Here is a 20,624-nt window from a genome sequence, read left to right on the forward strand (position 1 = left end):
ATCTTTTTATGTTCAAGCCACAAACCATCAAAATACAATTAAGATACTTATCTAATTAAAACTAGAGGGGAAGAAACACTAAGTTGATTTATATTAATTATAGGAATCTTCGCGCAGATTTATATTAAAAAATAGCATAACCTCCCACTCTAGTTATATAATAGTAATTTACTTATTTCATTTTTTCAATCTCACTATATTATCTCTTTTTTTTACTCCTCAAATTTATAAAGATCCCCCTTCCAAACAATATCCAGCCAATACAACTTGTTCCTGTCAGAAATATAATTCCAAGAAGCATAAGAGTTTTGCGAGGTTTTGAAGCTTTTATTGGAATAGTTGCTGGCTCAATTATAGTATATACAGGTGTAATCTCCTGCACCTTCGCTTCCGCCATCTGTAATTGTTGTGCTACAGATGTATAAACCTGATATGCCAAACGCATTTCATTCTCCAACCGTTCTTGTTCAGCACGATAACTCAATAGAATAATATTCTTGTTAGCATCAGCAAACTTCGCATAATTCTCTTGAGCTTTCTCATACTCTTTCTTTTTTCTTTCAAAAAGCTTCTCTTGAAACTGAAAATCCTGACGCGCTTTAGTCGTCCGATATTCCGTAATATAATCTTGCAATCGACGCACCACTGTATCAGTAAGACAAGCTGAAATACGAGCATCCTGCATCGTTACTGATAAAGTAGTAACTCCTGTCTTTTTATCAACGGAAACACTAATACGCTCACTCAACTCTTTTGCAGTATCAGCTTCCTCTTTTGTTAAATGAAAAGGGTCAAGAATCCCATCATTATCTGCTTCATCATCTGCAAAGAGCGAAATAGCCCAACCAAGTGCTTTAAAAGGTGCAGATGTTACCAACGACCACCATGGCATACGTTGATGCTCATTTAAATAACAATAAAGCGTAGTATCAATATCTTCCTCCAAGTCTTTGACTCGAACCTTAAATAGTTCTGTTATAAAAGGAGTAGAACTAACAATATCAGGATACAAATCAGGATATATTGCATCCGCAGTAGATGTAGCATTAAGGTTAAGCCCTGCCATTGCGGCTAATGATGAAAGCCCACCTGTACCTTTATTGTCTGACAATTCGGGTGCAATCATAGTGGTCGCTGTATACTCTTTGGGAATACTAAATGCGATTACTAACCCAATCAGCACAGAATATCCACATGCTTTCAACACAAACTTACGCTCTGCCCAAACCTTTAGTACAAGCTCCAACAAATCTATTTCTTTTTCATCTTGTGAAGAAGTTTTTTTTTGAAGTTCCTCATTCATAGTTCATTTCTTATTTAAAAGCATTTACCAAGGTCGCTACCATAGCCGCCATCGTAGCAGTAGTAGAACTGATACCCAATATTTCTGCAAATTTCATGTGCTGTTTCTCCGCCTTACTAGGTATTACAATTTCACAACCCGGCTGTATCAGTTGACTATCACCGCGTTTCGCACGTGCCACAGTACCATTCAAATAAATAACATAAGCCTTTTTCTTCTTTGCCATATTACCATAGCCGCCCGCCATATTGATATAATACTTCAATTTCGCACCTTTCTCCCAAGCCACAGTATTTGGATACATCACCGAACCGCTGATCTTCACTGTATTGACAAACTCAGGAATATAGATCACATCACCCTCACGCAAAACAACATCATAGCTGCTACCCGGATTGGCCAGAGCTTTCTCCATATCTATACCAACCGTATAAGTTTCCGTTATCGCCAACTTAGCAACAGATATACTATCTTGCCCCTCACCATTACGTGCCATACGTAAAGCATCCCTTTCACGACGCCGCTCTTCATCATTCATTCTGCGAATAAGACGACCGCCTTTTATGTAAGCATCCGGAGTTATACCACCTGCACGTTTTATCAAATCACTCAAACGCTCGTTCTTTTTCAAAAGCGCATAACTTCCACTAAACAACACTTCTCCCGATACTGAAACTGTACGCTGCACCTTATAGGCTGGACTCCTGCGGATCTGAACCATATCAAACGGCTGCAAATAGAAATCCGCATCCCCTATCACCAAACCGTCTTTTATATCAAAAGCAAACGTTTCCGCCAATTTACTACTGTAAGTAGTACTCTTAGGGTCTTTGATACGGCGTGTCACACTCACTCGCGTAGTAGCCGCCGCCTCACGCAAACCGCCAGCCTGAACAACCAAATCCTCTATAGTCATCTTGTCCGAATACAGGAAAGTTCCCGGATTTAGAACTTCACCATATATTGATACGGTTTCCTCCTCCTTCAGATCATTCACACTGGGGATATAAAGATGGTCATCTTTTTGCAGGGGAATATCTGCAACGGTACCATTGAGTAAACCGTTCAAATCAATAGCTATAATTTCATGAGAAAGATCCTCATGTTCACGATCCAATAATACACGATTCAAAAAGGCATCGCCACGAAGCCCTTCAGCTTTCTTTATCAACTGTTTTACCGTGTTTACCTCTCCATCCAACTGATATAGTCCCGAACGGTAAACAGCACCGCTAATCTCAACTTTGTTTTCAAAACGGTCGAGTACGGCATCAACAGTTACAAGATCACCGTCATCCAGACGGAATACGGAATAATCCATTTCATCTACATTGAAAACCTGATGCTCACGTCCGCTCTTACGAATAAGGCGAATGGCTTTCTTGTAGGAATCTCCAGTAAAACCGCCGGCATACTCCAGCAAATTAGCGACAGTCTCCGTAGGCTTCATTTCGTAGTACATGGGACGCTTAACCTTTCCAACAATCTCCACCAGAGATTCATAAGGATTCACAATGATAACGTCGCCTTCTTGCAAGCGTATATCGTCATTCATCTTACCCTTCATGATAAACTCATAGACATCAAGATTTTCTATAGTCTTTCCATTACGCACCAACTTTATGCCACGCAGACTACCAATTTTATTAACACCACCCGCACGGTACAATGCATGAAAAACAGTAGAAAAAGCTGAAAGAGAATAAGTACCCGGAACGGAAACCTCACCCATGATGTTTACCTGGATAGTACGTGTGTCTCCAAGCGTTAACCGAATCTGAGAGTTAGGCTCATTGCCACCGATACCCGAATAAATCTTAGAAAATTCACGTTGCAGATATTGATTGGCTTCCTTCACCGTCATTCCATTCAAGTGAACCGGTCCCAAATCCTTAACCTGAATGTCACCTTCAGGACTAATCGTCTGGCGGATTGTATTTTCCGAAGCACCCCAAATATCTATAATCACTTCATCGCCGGGGCCCAAACGATAACTTATCGGAGTGGCAAGATTAGCGCTGGGTTCAAAGCTTAAATTGGTATTTCTGAATAAATTGTGACCGAAAATCTGCCTGACAGACATTTCCAAATGAGCTTTGCTATCCTGCTTTTCATCAATGACAGCCTTCTGATCCTCCAACTCGGCAGCTTCATAAGATGAATCTAAAGCCACGGCACGTTTGCGCATCTGGTTGGGCTTATTGCCTGTACCTTCAGCAGTACTGTTGGTAGCCTCATACCTGGACTTAATCCGCAACACCTGCTCCTGAGTCACACCACGACGAAGCAGTTCGGTAGTCATTTGTTTCTGGGATTTTCCTGCTGCCTGTGCATTCTTTACATACTCAACAACCTGTTCATCAGACATGCGTTGGGCATGAACAAAACCGGATAAAGTAAAAACAAAAATGATAAATAATAATAATCGACGCATAGTTTATATATAAAGATAATTATTCTTCATGATGATTTTCTCATTCATCAATGTATTCCCAGGGATAAGGATTATCCACCACATTATGGAACTCGGCGATAGCTTCCTGTTGATCGGGAGTTAGTGATGTGGAATCCCAGGAAGCAATGATGGCACGAGCTTCATCAGCCAAAGGATCGTCAAAGACCTCACCATAGCAGGCTGTGAGTAAACGGAGCTTCAACAAGGAAGCGGGAAGCAAACCGAGGATATCCCAGCAACGATTTAAAACTTCCTGAACATGTATTTGTTTTTCACCATGATCGACAAATGAGGCGTTGTAGCCCATCAGAAGAGCCAGACAAACATTAGCTTGTTCTTCCACAGTGGAACCTTTGACACCGGAATTATACAAAGCCGTGGTCAGGCGGTAAACTTCACCGTTACGGCGGGACAAGTCATCGCTATAGACCGGACTACCGTCCATGCCCAAATACATCAGGTCGTGCGCTGCACGCTGAAGAGAAACTATTTCTTCGGAAAGAGTCATAAAGAATTAGGATTTTGGAATTATCAACTGTCAATTACCTCTATAAGGTCAGGATGGATAGTAGCCATGGCAACAGCTATGACACCTTGTATCGCAACAACTACACGACGGTCACGTGCACCTTTCACTTTCAGGAAAATACCTTCCTGTCCTTCGAAGTCACCGCCCGTAACACGAACTCTGGTGCCTTTAGACAGATTTAGTTCATCGGGCTGGAAATATAGGAGATGATCATTATAGCTACCGGCTACAGCGATAAAACGCTGCATCTCGCTATCGGAGATAATGATCTTCTGACCGCTACGAGTATCGGTTATGTACTGTAAATAGGTTACTTGTGATTTGATACGCTTCACCTCGGAAGGACAAGCATGAACAAAAAGTAAATTATGAATGACAGGAACCAGAACACGCACTTTCTTACCTTTCTTTATACAGAGCTTGTATTGCATGGGAACGAAACAACCCATTTTCTCCTTTTCAAGCAGACGCATCGCATCAGGCTCTCTACGGTAAGTGGCACGCATGGCATACCATATTGGGCTTTCTTTCTCTACTTCCATTCTATGATTATTTCAGAAAAGTGCGTTCCTCTGGGGCTTTGAACTTCTTGCATACACTTGAAATTCAATCACTTGCGAACACTTTATGTAAAATACGACAAGCTTTGTGCTCCTCTTGTCAACGAGTTTTTTACAGCAGTTCAATGCCTTATAGGTAAAAAGCTATAAACGAGCAGATTACAGTCAAAAAGTATTTTTTAATCGTTCGTTTAATGGACGTCAAGATTTTAAAAAAGACAAAGAAAGAAAAAGAATAAAATGGGTAAATATTAACAGATATTTTTAGTCTCCATTTATCGTTTATAATCAAATAGTTAGCTTCATTTTTACCCTATTTAAAGAAGTTTTTTTATCAAACATTTTGTCATTCGAAAAAACACCTTTATCTTTGCGCCCATTAAACGAACGTTTTTTGAACACCTCTCATTGAAAAGCATATATATTTAATCTACAATTATTTATGTCCAACGAAATATTATATTAACTACTTTTCCCCTACCCCTATTAGTATCTCTAAATTTTATATTCTACTTTTACAACATTTTCATCTGTGAATATCAGTTAAAATCATAATTAAAATTTATACACTATGGGAGATTTAAAAAAAAGAGAAGCTAAGCAAGTCTGGCTCAAGCCAAAAGTCTTATAATACTGAAAACAAGGTTATAAGCAATAACAGAACGGTTTGTACAAAAAGTATAGTCGATGAAAAATTATTGGCTGAACGATATTATGCAGGCGAAAAAACTCATTTGTATGTAGGTATGCTCCGATACTTCAAATTAGATGGTTTCAGAGGCACAAATATTAAAACGATCAGCGATTTAGCTATGTTCTTATACAAGTCTGATAAAATTGTAAAACACGAAAAAGGAGAAGATAATCCATTGGAAATAAGTAGTATTATAACAGAACTAAGAAAAGTGTGGGCAGTGATAAAGATGGAAGAAACCGAACACATAGACCCATACGGATATGATGTAAAAATAAATCAGTGATAGTTTACTCCAAAGAAAGGGCATAACTTTGCCCCCGTCAATCTGAATGTGGTAAGGCTACACCCTTTCACCCGGATGGTGTAGCCCTAACTACAAAAGGGTGTAGCCATCCGGAACAAAGGGTGTAGCCATCGCAGAAGATTGATTATTAATCATTTATAAACTACTAAATTCATTAAAATGAAGAAACAAACGTTGGGGCACCAATCGAATCATGTAACGAAAAGCGAAAGAGTTGAAAATCTATGGAAGAAACTTATCAGACAGGAAACTGATTTATCAGATGAAACCATCGCATGGATGACAAGACGAATTAGACTACTGACAGAGTATATGGCATACGGATGTGCACTAATAGCCTATCGCAAGCAGAATGGAGAATTTTACATGGCAAGAGCAACACTCGTATATTATGAAACCTGTTTCCATCGAAAATACGACATTGAACGTATCCAGCGACATGTGGTATACTGGGATATAGAACAGCAGGGATGGAGAACATTCCAGATAGAGAATTTTCTGGAGTGGAAACCGATGATTTAAATGAAGAATGAAAAATTAAGAATGAAGAATTATGGATTCATATCTATTGCATGACGCCAATGCAAGCAGTAATTTTAAAATAATGATGATAGTTGCAACGCCAAAAAGTAACGGTCATCAAGGAAATCAATGCCATCCTTAGACTCACGGATTTCGGAAAGCTGAAAGGAAAGATATGGAAAATACTCTATGACATCAACAACTCGCCGCAGATGAAAGCAAGGATTGTGATGCCGGGAAAATATATTCTGAAGCTACTCCAAAACTAAAAACGATCGGACGAATAAGTCAAAGAGGTATTTCTCCCTCCAAAGTAAGCCTCTTTGACTTAATTCCACTATTTGCTTTCCGTTCTAAACAAATACTCTCTCTATTTGCTTTTCACTCTAAACAAATTCGTATATTTGCTACACATAAATCGCTTTAAAAATCATGATAACATTTCCAAATGCCAAAATAAACCTGGGACTGAACATTGTAGAAAAACGTCCCGACGGGTACCATAATCTGGAAACAGTATTCTATCCTGTTCCCCTGGAAGACGCGCTGGAGGTCAACGTGCTAAACGAAGGTAGCAAGAAGTTTCGTCTGCATCAGGCAGGATTAGAAATCGAAGGAGAAGTTGAAAATAACTTAGTGGTGAAAGCTTATAAGCTTCTGGATGAGAAGTTCAATCTGCCGCCCGTGGATATTCACCTGTTCAAGCATATTCCTTCCGGTGCCGGTTTAGGCGGTGGATCATCCGATGCAGCTTACATGCTGAAATTATTGAATGAGAAATTCAGTCTGGAACTAACGGATGAAACCTTAGAAGAATATGCCGCAAAACTGGGGGCAGACTGTGCCTTTTTCATCCGGAATACCCCAACATACGCCGAAGGAATAGGGAACGTCTTCTCCCCTATCTCTTTATCCCTAAAAGAGTATCAGATTGTTTTAGTCAAACCGGATATATTTGTTTCCACCCGGGAAGCATTTGCAAAGATAAAACCGCATCGGCAAGATATCCCATTGAAAGAAGTGTTGAAACATCCCATAGAAGAATGGAAGGAACTTATGGTAAATGACTTCGAAGAAAGCGTATTTCCTCAATTTCCAGCCATCAAGGCGATTAAGGAAAAGCTGTATAAGCAAGGGGCCGTATACGCTGCCATGACAGGCTCCGGTTCATCCGTATTCGGGTTGTTCAAACCGGAAGATAATAAACCTGCAAAAGAGGGTTTTGGAGAAAACGCATTTGTTTATCGAGGAACATTAAAATAGCAGGCGAATATTTTTTTTTATGTATATAATATGAAAGAGGCTAAATCCAAGCCTCTTTTTTTGTTCACCAGTGAACAAAAAAATAAGCCCTGTCTCCCGACAAGGCTTATTCACAACACAAACACAAAATAAAACACGACAAAACTACTATGCAATCTTACCTGTCTATGCCGGGGAGGCATAAGTACTAGTTACGGATATTCACATATACATAAACAGCGTCAGGCTGATTTGCAACATATAAACAAATGCGGGGAAGCATTTGTTCATTCCCTATTTGTTAATAAAAACAAAAATCTCTTTTAATGCTTATTGAATACCTCTTTCACGGAGCTTCAATTGCCAGTTCCAGGCAGAGAGCAACGTATCTTCGATAGTTTCAACAGCTGTCCAACCCAACTCTTCATTTGCGAATTTAGGATCGGCCCATACCTTTTCAATATCTCCCGCACGACGACCAACAATCTGATAATTCAGTTTCACGCCGGTTGCCTTTTCGAAAGCATTGATTAATTCCAATACTGAAAGACCGCGTCCCGTTCCAATGTTGAACACTTCCACTTTCTCTTTTTGTTTATTTTCCAAGATGCGGCGGATAGCAATCACATGTGCTTTTGCTAAATCGACTACATTAATGAAGTCGCGTATGCAAGAGCCGTCGGGCGTATCATAATCATCACCGAACACACTCAGTTTCTCACGGATACCGATAGCGGTCTGGGTCAGATAAGGTATCAAGTTTTGAGGCACACCATTAGGCAATTCACCAAGCAATGCTGTAGGATGCGCACCAATCGGATTGAAATAGCGCAGCAATATTGCATTGATAGGAGCACCTGAAGCCACAGTATCACGAACAATCTCTTCATTGATCTGCTTTGTATTGCCATAAGGAGATTCAGCTTTCTTAATCGGCGCTTTCTCCGTCACCGGCAATTCATCCGGTTGGCCATATACAGTACAAGAAGACGAGAATACAATACCTTCCACTCCATGCTTCGGCATCAATTCAAGCAGGTTTATCAATGAAACCAGATTGTTGCGGTAATAAAGCAACGGCTTCTGAACCGATTCGCCTACAGCCTTACTGGCTGCAAAGTGGATGATGGCTTTAATGCCTTTATATTTAGTAAACACAGCGTCAAGACCGGCGAAATCCAAGCAATCCAACTTTTCGAATGCGGGACGAATACCCGATACTTTTTCGATGTTATCAACTACATCGGCGCTAGAGTTTGACAAATTATCGATTATCACGACTTCGAAACCTGCGTTCTGAAGTTCTACTACAGTATGTGAACCAATGTATCCTGTTCCACCTGTAACCAAAATTCTTTCTTTCATCAGTGATTTATTCTATTAGGTTATCATCGTTGTGGCGGCAAATTTACGGAAATTAATTTAGATAAAATAAAAAAAGAGTGTTTTTTTTAGTCTAAAAAAGAAAGGGGTAGAATTTCCTCTACCCCTAACCTATAGTTAATGTTCTATTTTTCAGATTTTCACAACACCTGAGAAGCCCATAAAGGCCATAGCCAAAAGACCGGCAGTAATCAGAGCGATCGGAGTTCCCTTCATTCCTTTCGGGATATTTACCAAACTCATCTGTTCGCGCAAACCTGCGAAAAGAGTCAGTGCCAGACCAAAACCGATAGCAGTGGAAAATGCATAAACCACACCGGTCAACAGATCATAATCCTTCTGAATAACGAGGATCGTTACACCAAGAATACAACAGTTAGTCGTAATCAAAGGTAAGAATACGCCCAGCGCCTGATACAAGGAAGGTGATACTTTTTTCAGAATGATTTCCACCATCTGAACCAATGCGGCAATCACCAAGATGAAAGTAATAGTCTGCAAATAGCCCAGATCGAAAGCATCAAGCACAAATTTCTGGATAAGGAACGTTACAATAGTGGCTATAGTAAGCACAAATGCCACAGCAGCCGACATACCCAACGCTGTTTCCACTTTCTTGGATACACCGAGGAACGGACAGATTCCCAGGAACTGCGACAATACGATGTTATTGACAAAGATTGCCGAAATAAATATCAATATATATTCCATACTAATTTCTTAATTATGCTTTCTTAAAGCTGTTAATCAATGCAATCAGATAGCCCAAAGCAATGAAGGCACCCGGAGCAAGTACAAACACCAACATACCATATTCTTCGGGAAGAATAGTCAGGTTGAAAATCTTACCTGTACCCAGAAACTCACGCACAGCCCCCAGCAGAGTCAGAGCAATAGTAAAGCCAAGTCCCATACCCAGACCGTCGAACAAAGAGGCCACCGGACCATTCTTGGCAGCAAAAGCCTCAGCACGTCCCAGCACGATACAGTTTACTACGATCAAAGGAATAAACAGACCCAACGTTGCATACAATGCCGGAACAAACGCCTGCATAACCATCTGCAACAATGTTACGAAAGATGCAATCACCACAATAAAAGCCGGAATACGTACCATATCAGGGATAAGGTTCTTGATCAGAGAGATTACCACATTGGAACAAATAAGTACGAACATCGTAGCCAAGCCCATCCCCATACCATTAATGGCAGAGGAAGTAGTACCCAACGTAGGACACATACCAAGCAGGAGCACAAATATAGGATTCTCTTTGATAATCCCGTTCATCATAACTTTAAAATTATTCATATCTTCTACTCCTTTCTTTATTTAGCGCTGATAGAGTCCGCAGCTTCAGTAGCGGCTTTTTCAGCAGGTTCAACAACTTTTTGCGTAGCACCTGTAGCGGCATCCGATTCATTCTGGCCGGCATAAGCTGCATAAGCAGCATTCACAGCATTCAGGAAAGCTCGTGAAGTAATAGTAGAAGCCGTGATGGCATCTACCTGGCCTCCATCTTTGCTCACAGACAACGGAGTCTTACCCGGATTCATACCTTTGATACTTCCTTTATTTCCTTCTTTAAACCAATCGGCAGCTTTGGAGCCCAATCCCGGAGTTTCCACATGCGACAACAGGGAATAATCTATGATGTTTCCTTCCGCATCAAAGCCTACCAGTACTTTCAGTTCACCACCGAATGCCATTGAGCTTGCTTCTACAGCAGCACCAATAAATTCTCCACCTTTCGTAGCAGGATACACAGCATAATCTACACCGTTCACAGCCTGCATCTTCTTTTCTGCAATCGGATCATTATCGAAACCGGGAACCACTGCACTGACTGCGTCGCTCAATGTCTTTGCATTGGCTTGTGCTATAGGTTCTTTCGTCAATTCATTCACATATGCCAGCAAAGCCACAGAGATAGCAGTAACGCCCGTGAGTACCAGCAACATATTCTTCAAGGATGATTCTAACTTTTTCATTTCTTCTTCGCTACCTCCCCAAAGCGTTTAGGTTTACAATATGTATTAATCAGCGGAGTAAAGGCGTTCATAATCAAAATAGCGAATGACATACCTTCGGGATAAGCACCGAACAGACGGATAATCACTGTCAGTAACCCGATACATACACCATAAATCAGCATCCCCTTCTTGCTCATCGGAGAAGTAACGTAGTCAGTAGCCATAAAAATAGCACCCAGCATCAAACCACCTGTAAGCAGCTGAAGCACGGGAGATACATACAGTTCAGGATCTACCAGATGCATAATACCCGAGAACACAAATACTGTAGCCAATATAGAAATAGGAATATGCCAGGTAATAATTTTCTTCCAAAGCATATAAGCTAATCCCAGCAGTAACGCCAACGCACTGACTTCACCCAGACAACCGCCATTGTTACCAATCAGCAAATCGAAAGAGGAAGGCAAATCTTTCAGAGCCTCTATATTTCCACCGGCAATCTGCTTCATCAGATTAAGCGGGGTAGCAGCCGTCGTAGCATCGGTGTAAGAAGTCAACTGCCCCACTACCGGCCAACTCGTCATTTGCACAGGGAAAGAAAGCAACAGAAACACACGGCCTGCCAATGCAGGGTTGAACGGATTATTACCCAATCCTCCAAAAGACATCTTACCTACGCCTATGGCGAACAATGCACCCAGAATAATAATCCAGATAGGCAGATTGGAAGGTAAATTGAATGCCAGCAACACACCTGTGATTACAGCAGAACCGTCACAGATTGTTGTGGTTTCTTTCTTCATCAGGAATTTACCAATAGCCCATTCGAAGAACAAACAGGCAGCTACCGATGTAGCCGTGACAATCAGTGCACCCAGTCCGAAGAAATAAAGCGATACAAGAAATGCAGGAATCAATGCAATAAGCACACCATACATGTTCTTTTTCACGCTGTCACCACCATGGACGTGGGGTGAAAGTGATATTATTAATTTATTTTCCATACTTCGTTATTATTTAGCTTGACGTGCACGGATGATCGCTCCTACCTTGCCTTTACCCAAGCGGCAGTAGTCCAGCAACGGACGGTTGGCAGGACAGGTAAACTGGCAAGAACCGCACTCGATACAATCCATAATTCTTTCTTTTTCCATTCTCTCGAATTCTGCATGTTCGGCAAGTGCCGACAGCAAATAAGGTTCCAATCCCATCGGACAGGCACCCACACACTTTGCACAACGGATGCAAGGCTGAATCTCCCCACGTTTGGCTTCCTTTTGGTTCATTATCAGAATGCCGGAACTGCCTTTAGCGGTAGGAACCTCCGTGTTGATCAATGCCTTACCCATCATTGGGCCACCACCGATAATCTTACCTGTATCTTCGGGCAGACCACCGCAAGCATCAATCAATTGCTTCATCGGCGTGCCAATACGTGCCAGAAAGTTAGACGGTTTTGCTACTGACTTACCAGTAACGGTAATCACGCGCTCAAACAACGGCTTATTTTTCTGTACGGCCTGATACACTGCAAATGCAGTACCTACATTCTGTACCACGGCTCCTGTAGAAATTGGCAAAGCACCACTCGCTACCTGACGACTGGTAATAGCATCTATCAACTGCTTTTCACCTCCTTGCGGATATTGCACCTTCAAGGCTACTACCTCGATACCTGCATAGCTGGATGCCACCTTCGCCATCAACTGAATAGCATCGGGCTTATTGTTCTCAATACCGATAAATGCCTTGTTCACCTTCACTGCTTTCATCAGAATAGATACACCTACCATAATTTCCTCGGCATGTTCCAGCATCAACTGGTGGTCAGCTGTCAGGTAGGGTTCACACTCCACAGCGTTGATAATCACACACTCTGCTTTGAATGCAGGCGGCGGACAGAGTTTCACCTGAGTAGGGAAACATGCACCACCCAAACCTACAATACCGGCATTGGCTATCTTTTTTACTATTTCCTCGGATGTAAGGTTACATTCCCTCACCAACGTTTCGGTGCGGTCAATACTTTCTTCCCATTCATCACCGTCCACATCAATAAAGATGGCAGGTTTCGGATAACCACTGGCATCGATAACCGTATCGATTTTAGCAACCTTGCCGCTGACAGACGAGTGGATGGCCGCGGATACAAAACCACCGGGTTCGGCAATCTTTGTGCCGACTTTCACCACATCCCCCTTAGCTACAATCGGCTTTGCAGGCGCACCAATGTGCTGGCCAAGCAAAATCACAGCTTTGGCAGGAACTTCCGCCTTTATAATGGGCTGATGTGCTGAAAGTTTATTTTCGTGTGGATGAACACCACCGATTGAAAATGTCTTCAACATACAATTCTGTATTTTAGTCGTTTATTACTTCTTTATTATTAAGCCTCTGCCTTTGGAGTTTCAACCTGAGGAGTCTCAACAGCTTTAGGGGTCTCTACAGTTTTAGGAGCCTCTGCAACCTTAGGCGTTTCTGTAGCTTTCGGTGCAACGGCTACCTTAGGAGCAGCAACCGAAGCAGCACCTTCCGCCTTCGGTTTACGCGGCGGGAAATTGAGTGCGATAATCGTGTTCTGCGGACAAGCCTCTTCGCACTTACGACATGATTTACATTTGTTCGGGTCGATGTAGGCCAGATTATTTTCAAGTGTAATCGCTTCGAACGGACAAACCTTCACACACTTGCCACAACCAATACAAGCAACTGTACAAGCTTTACGCGCTATGCCGCCTTTGTCTTTGTTCACACACTGCACATAGATACGGCGTGATTTCTTGCCTTGCGGACGAATCTCGATAATGTTCTTCGGACAAGCCTTGACACAAGCTCCACAAGCCGTACATTTCGCTTCATCCACTTCCGGAAGTCCCGTTTCAGGGTTCATGTGGATAGCATCAAACTGACAAGCTTCCACACAGTCACCACACCCCAGACATCCGAAACTACAACCGGTTTCGCCACCATAAAGAGAGGCTGCAATAACACAACTCTTCGCACCGTCGTACATATTCGTACGGGGACGGTTGGCACAGGTTCCATTACATCTCACAACTGCCACCATCGGTTCGGCAGCAACGGCATCCAAACCTAGGATTTCCGCAATTTGCGTCATAACAGGTTGTCCGCCTACCGGACAAAACTTGCCCTCCAGCGAACCTGCCTTTACACAGGCATCGGCAAAACCGCTACAACCCGGATAACCACATCCACCGCAATTTGCTTGAGGCAACACCTCTCCTACCTGTGCAATTCGCGGATCTTCATACACGGCGAATTTCTTGGAAGCTATGTATAATATAGCGGCCGAAACCAGCGCTATGGCTCCCAATGAAATCACTGCAATCAGAATTACATTCATAAATTAGTTATTTATTTAATTATTTGTTTTAATGTTCCAAGAGTTAGTCAATTGGCCTTATTGAAAAAGAAAATTTCTTTCCCATACGTGTTTTATTTAGCCACAATATATAATAATAAGGAATAAGAAGAGCTAACGAACAAAGTGCAGAGAGAAGTTCGTCACTCCAGATAGCCATAAATACAAAGAGAGAAATCACCAGAATACAGAAAGGTACTATAAAGGCCCACAATACTGCCATCATTCCCATAGAGAGTTCGCCAAAAACGATTACCCGGTCACCCACCTGATAGGAAGACGCATCGCTGGTAGTTACATCGATTATTTTTTCTTTGGTATCAGCCGAGGCACAATGTCCCTTTGCACTACATGCCGCACAAGCTGACGTTTGGACAATTCTCACCTTTATATGAGAACTGTTTATGTTTTCCACAATACCTTGATGTTTTATAATATCTGCCATTTTGCAAACTGTGCATTACAAATTGCGGCAAATTTACGCATTATTTGTGAACTGCAAGGCTTTCACCCGCTTTTTTTTATGTGTACGCCAATGTACTTTTCCCCGTTTTAACTATTTTTCTTCACTTTTTCCACAGAACATGCAAGAAAACCTGTTTTATAACACAGACTAAGGTATCACTTTGCACCATTGATAAGTATAAGATAACAAAATGATACTATGAATAATTCCACTTCACGCTTTCCTGTATCTTTTCATTTTTATGTGAATCCGATATTATAGCATAGCCAAAAGATCCTTTCCTCCTAAAAACAAGTAAGGCTGCTTTTCTCCTAAAAGCAGCCTTACTTGTATTACATATCAGCTTTATGTGATTACCATTTATAATTAATACCGAAGCTCAATAATTCTTTTACCTGAAAATAGCTATCACCTGAAGTAGGCTTGCTACTATCGTCAAAACGGGCATGTATATAAAGTTTGGTCGACAAATAACGGTTCAACACAAAGTTGAATGTATTTTCCCATTCAATACGCACCCATTCATAACTTGTCAGATAATCCAAACGAGAATCTAACGTAATGGATGGAATGATTTGCCAGAACAAAGTGGGTTGTACCTGCGAACCAAAATTATGACGCACCGTCTTACCCTTCTCCAAACCAAAATCCACTTCATTCACTTCCTTATTACCCACATAACGCATAGTCCACGTCAACGGAGCTATAAAAACAGACAAATTAAACTTTTTCTTCTTCAACTTATAGTCCATACCGACACTGGCAGACCAATCTGCCGGAGCCAGAAATGCCGATACCAAAGGCTCTTTATTGGCTTTATATCCATGACAGAACTGTGTCTTGAATTCCGTCGAAATCGTATAGTACCAATTAGACGCTGCCTGAACACCTAACTTACTGTATATACGGAGTTGGTCCGTGTTGACCAAATAATCATGAAATTCATCAGAGGGCGCTGAAGAGAATCCTAATTTGGCATCCAACAAACTTTCCCATTGAATCTTTTCACGGTCATTGTAATTAGCAAACAGTTGTAAGTTGGCCAGTACAGAATTCGTACTCTCACCCCCTTTATACCAGTTATCCGAAATATAATTCTGAGTAATCTGCAAAGAACCATTTCCGCCTGTTACCCACCAGTTAGGTTTACGGATAACCACTTCCGCATCTTCTTTCACTTCCGCCATGCTTTCCTGAGTGAATAATTTCATCACAGAAGGTTTAGAAGATGCTTCTTTTTCAATATTATCCTTGAATACCCTCACCTGCATAATATCATCTTCCCATGCCACGATCTTATGCAGATCATCATTAGCATAAAGATAGAGCAAAGCACGATCCACTGTTTCATTCGCACGCTCCTTCGAGGTGAAGCGGGCTTCATCAAATGGCAAAAGTTCTTTCACTGGCAATTCAACCGTGTCAAAAGGTTCAAATTTCCAATCCAATGTAGAAACACGCTTTATAGGAGAATTATAATATGTAAATGGCTTAAGAAACAGACGGTAGTAATCGGGATTATCAGGAATGTAACGTTCAGGAGTAGACGGATCATTCAGATAGTTTAATACTCCAAAATACTTCTCATGCAGTATGGATACTGTGTCCAACTTGAGAGTATCATTCGCCGGTTTCAACTTTAAGACAAAATATTGCTTCATCACATCCGACAAGGTATCCACTTGTGCGGCAGCCGGTTCCTCTCCGGCCTTTAAGACAGGCTTTACTGAATTCTGCGCCACTATCGACGAAGAAAAAAGCGCAGCAACTGCCCATAAAGATAAGTATCTATTCTTCATAACGCCCTAAAATCTATGTTTTGACTGCAAAAGTAATTTAAAATGTTTAGAAAACATAGAAAAGAGTAAAGAAAAGATTAGCAATAGCCGGTACTTAGGATGACAAGTTCATATCAGCTCCGTACCAGCTCCGTACTATCTCCGTGTTATCTCCGTATCAAGTCCGTATCAAGTCCAAACATATATATACGGAGATGACACGGAGATGATACGGAGATAGTACGGAGCTGGTACGGAGATGATACGGACTTAATAACATTGCAGCATCACTTTTTTTAGAATTGTTTCGCCGAAACTTTATGTACTTCCTCTTTTTTTTGTAATTTTGCGCTTTTTAAGTCTCATCTGTAGACAGGTAGGTACACAAATGTGTACATCGACCAAACAAAACAATAATATTAAAACAGTATAGCTGTGGGAGAAACAAAGTATATTTTCGTCACCGGTGGCGTTGCCTCATCATTAGGTAAAGGCATCATCGCCTCATCCATTGGTAAATTGCTACAAGCAAGAGGTTACAAAGTAACCATTCAGAAGTTTGACCCGTATATCAATATTGACCCGGGCACTTTAAACCCCTACGAACACGGAGAATGTTATGTGACTGTAGACGGACATGAAGCCGACCTCGACTTAGGTCATTACGAACGTTTTCTTGGGATCCAGACTACTAAAGCCAATAACATCACAACCGGACGTATTTATAAAAGCGTTATCGACAAAGAGCGCCGTGGTGATTATTTAGGTAAGACCATCCAGGTTATCCCTCACATCACGGACGAAATTAAACGAAACGTGAAGTTGCTGGGTAACAAATATAAATTCGATTTTGTAATTACAGAAATCGGCGGTACGGTGGGTGATATCGAATCATTGCCGTATCTGGAAAGTATCCGTCAGTTGAAGTGGGAATTGGGACGTGACGCTTTGTGCGTGCACCTTACTTATGTACCTTACCTCACGGCAGCCGGTGAATTGAAAACCAAGCCGACACAACACTCCGTAAAAGAATTGCAGAGTGCAGGTATACAGCCGGATATATTGGTATTGCGTACAGAACACGAATTGGGCACCAACCTGCGTAAAAAAGTAGCATTATTCTGTAATGTGGATGAAAACGCAGTAGTACAGAGCATCGATGCTCCTACCATCTACGAAGTACCTATTCTGATGCAGGCTCAGAAACTGGATGAAACAATATTGAAGAAAATGGGACTGCCCGTAGGAGACACACCGGGACTAGGTCCGTGGCGTGCTTTCCTCGAACGTCGCCATAAAGCGGAGAATACAGAACCGCTGCACATTGCATTAGTCGGCAAATATGACTTGCAGGATGCTTACAAATCCATTCGCGAAGCCTTGTCACAAGCTGGTACATACAATGACCGTAAGGTATCCGTAGACTTTGTGAACAGTGAAAAGCTGACAGAAGAAAATGTAGCGGAAGCACTGAAAGGCATGGCAGGTGTATTGATAGGTCCGGGATTCGGTGAACGTGGTATTTCCGGTAAGTTCGTGGCTATCAAATACGCACGCACACATGATATTCCGACTTTCGGTATTTGTCTGGGAATGCAGTGTATTGCCATTGAATTCGCACGCAACGTGCTGGGATATACCGATGCAGATTCACGCGAAATGAACGAAAAGACTCCGCATAATGTCATCGACATTATGGAAGAGCAGAAATCCATCACGAACATGGGTGGAACAATGCGTCTGGGAGCTTACGAGTGTATCTTGCAGAAAGGCAGCAAGGCATATGAAGCTTATGGAACAGAGCACATCCAGGAGCGCCATCGCCATCGCTATGAATTCAACAACCAGTATAAAGCAGAGTACGAAGCTGCCGGCATGAAATGTGTAGGTGTCAATCCGGAATCTGATTTGGTGGAAATCGTAGAAATACCGAAGTTGAAGTGGTTTGTCGGAACTCAGTTCCATCCGGAATACAGCAGTACGGTACTGAATCCCCATCCGTTGTTCGTGGCTTTCATCAAAGCATCTGTCGAAAGTTTCGAGGAGAAGGAGAAAGCAAAGAAATAAGATTATTTCAATAATTATAAAATTGTAAATTAGAAATTATTCATGGATAAAAACACCATTACAGGTCTTGTTTTAATAGCAATTTTGTTAGTCGGCTTCAGTTTTCTGAGTCGCCCCAGCAAAGAGCAATTGGAAGCACAGCAGCGTTATTATGATTCCATTGCGCTGGTACAGCAACGTGAAGAAGCACTGAAAGCCAAAGCGGATGCAGCATTGGCCAATGAAAAAGATGTGGAAACAGTGGATTCCACTTCACTCTTCTTCAATGCCCGCCAAGGAACAGACTCGCTGATTACCATTCAGAACGACGTGGCTGAGCTGACCCTCAGCACCAAAGGCGGTTCCATATTCTCCGCTGTATTGAAAGAGTATATGGAACAGGACAAGAAAACTCCTGTAACCCTATTCACCGGAAACGATGTTTCCATGAATTTCCTTTTCTATAATAAAAAGGAAACAATACAGACTAAAGACTATTACTTCACCACTGTGAACCGTACGGACAGCACCGTAACGATGCGTTTATCAGCTGACAGTGCAAGCTATATAGACTTCAAGTATGCATTGCATCCCAATACCTACCTGGTAGATTTCAGCATCGATGCTAAAGGTATGGCAGATAAATTGGCAGCAAGCAATAACTATGTAGACATCGAATGGGCACAACGCGCCCGCCAGATCGAAAAAGGTTATGTATATGAGAACCGTTTGTCTGAATTGACTTATAAAATGCTGGGAAATGGCACAGACTACTTGTCAGCTAATAAGGATGATGAAAAAGAAGTGCCCGAACGTCTGGACTGGATTGCTTTCAAAAATCAATTCTTCTCCTCGGTATTCATTGCAGACGCTGACTTTGAGAAAACGAAGTTAGTCTCCAAAATGGAAAGGGAAGGCAGCGGATACATCAAGGACTACTCGGCTGAAATGAGCACAACTTTCGACCCGACCGGTCAGAAAGCAACACAAATGTTCTTCTATTTCGGTCCGAACCATTACAAGACGCTGACCGCGCTGGATAAGGGACGCGAAGAAAAATGGGAACTGAACCGCTTGGTTTATCTGGGTTGGCCGTTGATTCGCTGGGTCAACAAATGGTTTACCATCAACATCTTCGACTGGTTGTCCGGTTGGGGTTTGAGCATGGGTATCGTATTGTTACTGATGACGTTGATTGTAAAAGCAGTTGTATTCCCCGCTACCTGGAAAACGTATATTTCCTCCGCCAAGATGCGTGTGTTGAAACCGAAAATAGACGAAATCAACAAAAAGTATCCTAAGCAGGAAGATGCGATGAAAAAACAGCAGGAGGTCATGGGAATGTACAGCCAATACGGTGTGAGTCCGATGGGTGGCTGTTTGCCGATGCTGGTACAGTTCCCGGTTCTGATTGCATTGTTCATGTTCGTGCCAAGTGCTATCGAATTGCGTCAGCAGAGCTTCTTGTGGGCTGATGACCTTTCAACGTACGATGCTTTCATCAACTTCCCGTTCAACATCCCGTTCCTGGGTAGCCACCTCAGTTTATTCTGTTTGCTGATGACGGTTGTGAATATATTGAACTCCAAGTTCATGATGCAGCAACAAGATACCGGAGCCAACCCGCAGATGGCGGCGATGAAGTGGATGACGTATCTCATGCCGATTATGATGTTGTTCATCTTAAATAGTTATCCTTCAGGTCTGAACTATTACTACTTCATATCGACATTGATTAGTGTGGTGACTACTCTCATTCTGCGTAAGACTACGAATGAAGAGAAACTTCTTGCCCAATTGGAAGCCCGAAAGAAAGATCCGAAGAAAGCTAAGAAAACCGGCTTTGCCGCCCGCCTGGAGGCAATGCAGAAACAACAGGAACAGCTGTTGAAAGAGAGACAGAATAAAAAGTAAGTCTCCGCTTTTCATCACTTGATAATAAAAGCCGGGCAATTGATGTAATTGTCCGGCTTTCTTTCTCTT

18 protein-coding genes and 1 pseudogene are annotated in these 20,624 nt (G+C 41.9%); 6 read left to right on the plus strand and 13 right to left on the minus strand.

What is annotated here, in order from left to right; translation table 11 throughout:
• Positions 1–199: 199 nt before the first annotated feature.
• From K6V21_RS21285 to K6V21_RS21300, 4 genes are read right to left on the minus strand one after another with little or no spacing between them, the layout of a single operon-like run.
• Positions 200–1,303: a Wzz/FepE/Etk N-terminal domain-containing protein gene (locus K6V21_RS21285; RefSeq protein ID WP_224319805.1), complete on the minus strand. Its 1,104-nt coding sequence runs from the start codon at positions 1,301–1,303 to the stop codon at positions 200–202.
• 10 nt (positions 1,304–1,313) lie between these two features.
• A complete protein-coding gene (locus K6V21_RS21290; RefSeq protein WP_224319806.1) occupies positions 1,314–3,737 on the minus strand; it encodes an SLBB domain-containing protein in 2,424 nt (807 codons plus the stop codon).
• A gap of 40 nt (positions 3,738–3,777) precedes the next feature.
• Positions 3,778–4,266 carry a UpxZ family transcription anti-terminator antagonist gene (locus K6V21_RS21295; protein ID WP_224319807.1) on the minus strand — a complete coding sequence of 163 codons (489 nt, stop codon included), beginning with the start codon at positions 4,264–4,266 and terminating at the stop codon, positions 3,778–3,780.
• Between the two features lie 23 nt (positions 4,267–4,289).
• Complete coding sequence (locus tag K6V21_RS21300) at positions 4,290–4,829, minus strand: UpxY family transcription antiterminator (RefSeq protein ID WP_224319808.1); 540 nt, start codon at positions 4,827–4,829, stop codon at positions 4,290–4,292.
• 716 nt (positions 4,830–5,545) lie between these two features.
• Here K6V21_RS21300 and K6V21_RS21305 point away from each other — a divergent pair.
• The 4 genes and pseudogenes from K6V21_RS21305 to ispE all read left to right on the plus strand — a co-directional run bounded on the left by K6V21_RS21305 (position 5,546) and on the right by ispE (position 7,633).
• Entirely contained in the window at positions 5,546–5,827 is a 282-nt protein-coding gene (locus K6V21_RS21305; RefSeq protein WP_224319809.1) for a hypothetical protein, read from the plus strand.
• A 180-nt stretch (positions 5,828–6,007) separates the two neighbouring features.
• Positions 6,008–6,370, plus strand: coding sequence for an SH3 beta-barrel fold-containing protein (locus tag K6V21_RS21310; RefSeq protein WP_217716776.1), 363 nt, complete (start codon positions 6,008–6,010; stop codon positions 6,368–6,370).
• A gap of 92 nt (positions 6,371–6,462) precedes the next feature.
• A pseudogene (locus K6V21_RS21315) lies at positions 6,463–6,639 on the plus strand (hypothetical protein); the annotation flags it as partial.
• A 163-nt stretch (positions 6,640–6,802) separates the two neighbouring features.
• Positions 6,803–7,633, plus strand: a complete 831-nt coding sequence (gene ispE / locus K6V21_RS21320; protein ID WP_195425378.1) for a 4-(cytidine 5'-diphospho)-2-C-methyl-D-erythritol kinase — start codon at positions 6,803–6,805, stop codon at positions 7,631–7,633.
• 309 nt (positions 7,634–7,942) lie between these two features.
• Here the strand turns inward: ispE and galE are convergent, their stop codons facing one another.
• The 9 genes from galE to K6V21_RS21365 form a co-directional block, all read right to left on the minus strand.
• Complete coding sequence (galE, locus tag K6V21_RS21325) at positions 7,943–8,977, minus strand: UDP-glucose 4-epimerase GalE (protein WP_007213703.1); 1,035 nt, start codon at positions 8,975–8,977, stop codon at positions 7,943–7,945.
• 150 nt (positions 8,978–9,127) lie between these two features.
• The gene (gene rsxA / locus K6V21_RS21330; protein WP_007217954.1) at positions 9,128–9,706 is read right to left on the minus strand and encodes an electron transport complex subunit RsxA; all 579 of its coding nucleotides are present in this window, start codon (positions 9,704–9,706) and stop codon (positions 9,128–9,130) included.
• A gap of 13 nt (positions 9,707–9,719) precedes the next feature.
• Positions 9,720–10,304 carry an electron transport complex subunit RsxE gene (rsxE, locus tag K6V21_RS21335; protein WP_034753715.1) on the minus strand — a complete coding sequence of 195 codons (585 nt, stop codon included), beginning with the start codon at positions 10,302–10,304 and terminating at the stop codon, positions 9,720–9,722.
• Positions 10,305–10,321: 17 nt separating this feature from the next.
• Positions 10,322–10,984 (minus strand): RnfABCDGE type electron transport complex subunit G, encoded by a 663-nt coding sequence (locus K6V21_RS21340; protein WP_034753714.1) that lies wholly within the window; start codon positions 10,982–10,984, stop codon positions 10,322–10,324.
• A complete protein-coding gene (locus K6V21_RS21345; RefSeq protein WP_195425379.1) occupies positions 10,981–11,973 on the minus strand; it encodes an RnfABCDGE type electron transport complex subunit D in 993 nt (330 codons plus the stop codon). Before K6V21_RS21345 ends, K6V21_RS21340 begins: the two co-directional genes overlap by 4 nt.
• A 9-nt stretch (positions 11,974–11,982) precedes the next feature.
• Positions 11,983–13,317 carry an electron transport complex subunit RsxC gene (gene rsxC, locus K6V21_RS21350; protein ID WP_007217950.1) on the minus strand — a complete coding sequence of 445 codons (1,335 nt, stop codon included), beginning with the start codon at positions 13,315–13,317 and terminating at the stop codon, positions 11,983–11,985.
• A 38-nt stretch (positions 13,318–13,355) separates the two neighbouring features.
• Positions 13,356–14,333, minus strand: a complete 978-nt coding sequence (locus K6V21_RS21355; RefSeq protein WP_007217949.1) for a Fe-S cluster domain-containing protein — start codon at positions 14,331–14,333, stop codon at positions 13,356–13,358.
• Positions 14,334–14,376: 43 nt separating this feature from the next.
• On the minus strand, positions 14,377–14,796 hold the full coding sequence (locus tag K6V21_RS21360) for a SoxR reducing system RseC family protein (protein WP_007217948.1): 420 nt from the start codon (positions 14,794–14,796) through the stop codon (positions 14,377–14,379).
• A gap of 374 nt (positions 14,797–15,170) precedes the next feature.
• Positions 15,171–16,616 (minus strand): DUF3078 domain-containing protein, encoded by a 1,446-nt coding sequence (locus K6V21_RS21365; RefSeq protein ID WP_007217947.1) that lies wholly within the window; start codon positions 16,614–16,616, stop codon positions 15,171–15,173.
• Between the two features lie 414 nt (positions 16,617–17,030).
• Here K6V21_RS21365 and K6V21_RS21370 point away from each other — a divergent pair, with 414 nt between their 5' ends.
• Both K6V21_RS21370 and yidC read left to right on the plus strand, forming a co-directional pair.
• Entirely contained in the window at positions 17,031–18,662 is a 1,632-nt protein-coding gene (locus K6V21_RS21370; protein ID WP_217716676.1) for a CTP synthase, read from the plus strand.
• A gap of 42 nt (positions 18,663–18,704) precedes the next feature.
• Positions 18,705–20,555, plus strand: coding sequence for a membrane protein insertase YidC (gene yidC / locus K6V21_RS21375; protein WP_217716674.1), 1,851 nt, complete (start codon positions 18,705–18,707; stop codon positions 20,553–20,555).
• The last annotated feature ends 69 nt before the right edge of the window (positions 20,556–20,624 follow it).

The organism is Bacteroides cellulosilyticus (genome assembly GCF_020091405.1).
Classification (GTDB): Bacteria; Bacteroidota; Bacteroidia; order Bacteroidales; family Bacteroidaceae; genus Bacteroides.

Bases quoted from the DNA above. Each gene is read 5' to 3' on its own strand.
- K6V21_RS21285 (WP_224319805.1), bottom strand. From the start codon at position 1,303: ATGAATGAGGAACTTCAAAAAAAAACTTCTTCACAAGATGAAAAAGAA.
- K6V21_RS21290 (WP_224319806.1), bottom strand. From the start codon at position 3,737: ATGCGTCGATTATTATTATTTATCATTTTTGTTTTTACTTTATCCGGT.
- K6V21_RS21295 (WP_224319807.1), bottom strand. From the start codon at position 4,266: ATGACTCTTTCCGAAGAAATAGTTTCTCTTCAGCGTGCAGCGCACGAC.
- K6V21_RS21300 (WP_224319808.1), bottom strand. From the start codon at position 4,829: ATGGAAGTAGAGAAAGAAAGCCCAATATGGTATGCCATGCGTGCCACT.
- K6V21_RS21310 (WP_217716776.1), top strand. From the start codon at position 6,008: ATGAAGAAACAAACGTTGGGGCACCAATCGAATCATGTAACGAAAAGC.
- ispE (WP_195425378.1), top strand. From the start codon at position 6,803: ATGATAACATTTCCAAATGCCAAAATAAACCTGGGACTGAACATTGTA.
- galE (WP_007213703.1), bottom strand. From the start codon at position 8,977: ATGAAAGAAAGAATTTTGGTTACAGGTGGAACAGGATACATTGGTTCA.
- rsxA (WP_007217954.1), bottom strand. From the start codon at position 9,706: ATGGAATATATATTGATATTTATTTCGGCAATCTTTGTCAATAACATC.
- rsxE (WP_034753715.1), bottom strand. From the start codon at position 10,304: ATGAATAATTTTAAAGTTATGATGAACGGGATTATCAAAGAGAATCCT.
- K6V21_RS21340 (WP_034753714.1), bottom strand. From the start codon at position 10,984: ATGAAAAAGTTAGAATCATCCTTGAAGAATATGTTGCTGGTACTCACG.
- K6V21_RS21345 (WP_195425379.1), bottom strand. From the start codon at position 11,973: ATGGAAAATAAATTAATAATATCACTTTCACCCCACGTCCATGGTGGT.
- rsxC (WP_007217950.1), bottom strand. From the start codon at position 13,317: ATGTTGAAGACATTTTCAATCGGTGGTGTTCATCCACACGAAAATAAA.
- K6V21_RS21355 (WP_007217949.1), bottom strand. From the start codon at position 14,333: ATGAATGTAATTCTGATTGCAGTGATTTCATTGGGAGCCATAGCGCTG.
- K6V21_RS21360 (WP_007217948.1), bottom strand. From the start codon at position 14,796: ATGGCAGATATTATAAAACATCAAGGTATTGTGGAAAACATAAACAGT.
- K6V21_RS21365 (WP_007217947.1), bottom strand. From the start codon at position 16,616: ATGAAGAATAGATACTTATCTTTATGGGCAGTTGCTGCGCTTTTTTCT.
- yidC (WP_217716674.1), top strand. From the start codon at position 18,705: ATGGATAAAAACACCATTACAGGTCTTGTTTTAATAGCAATTTTGTTA.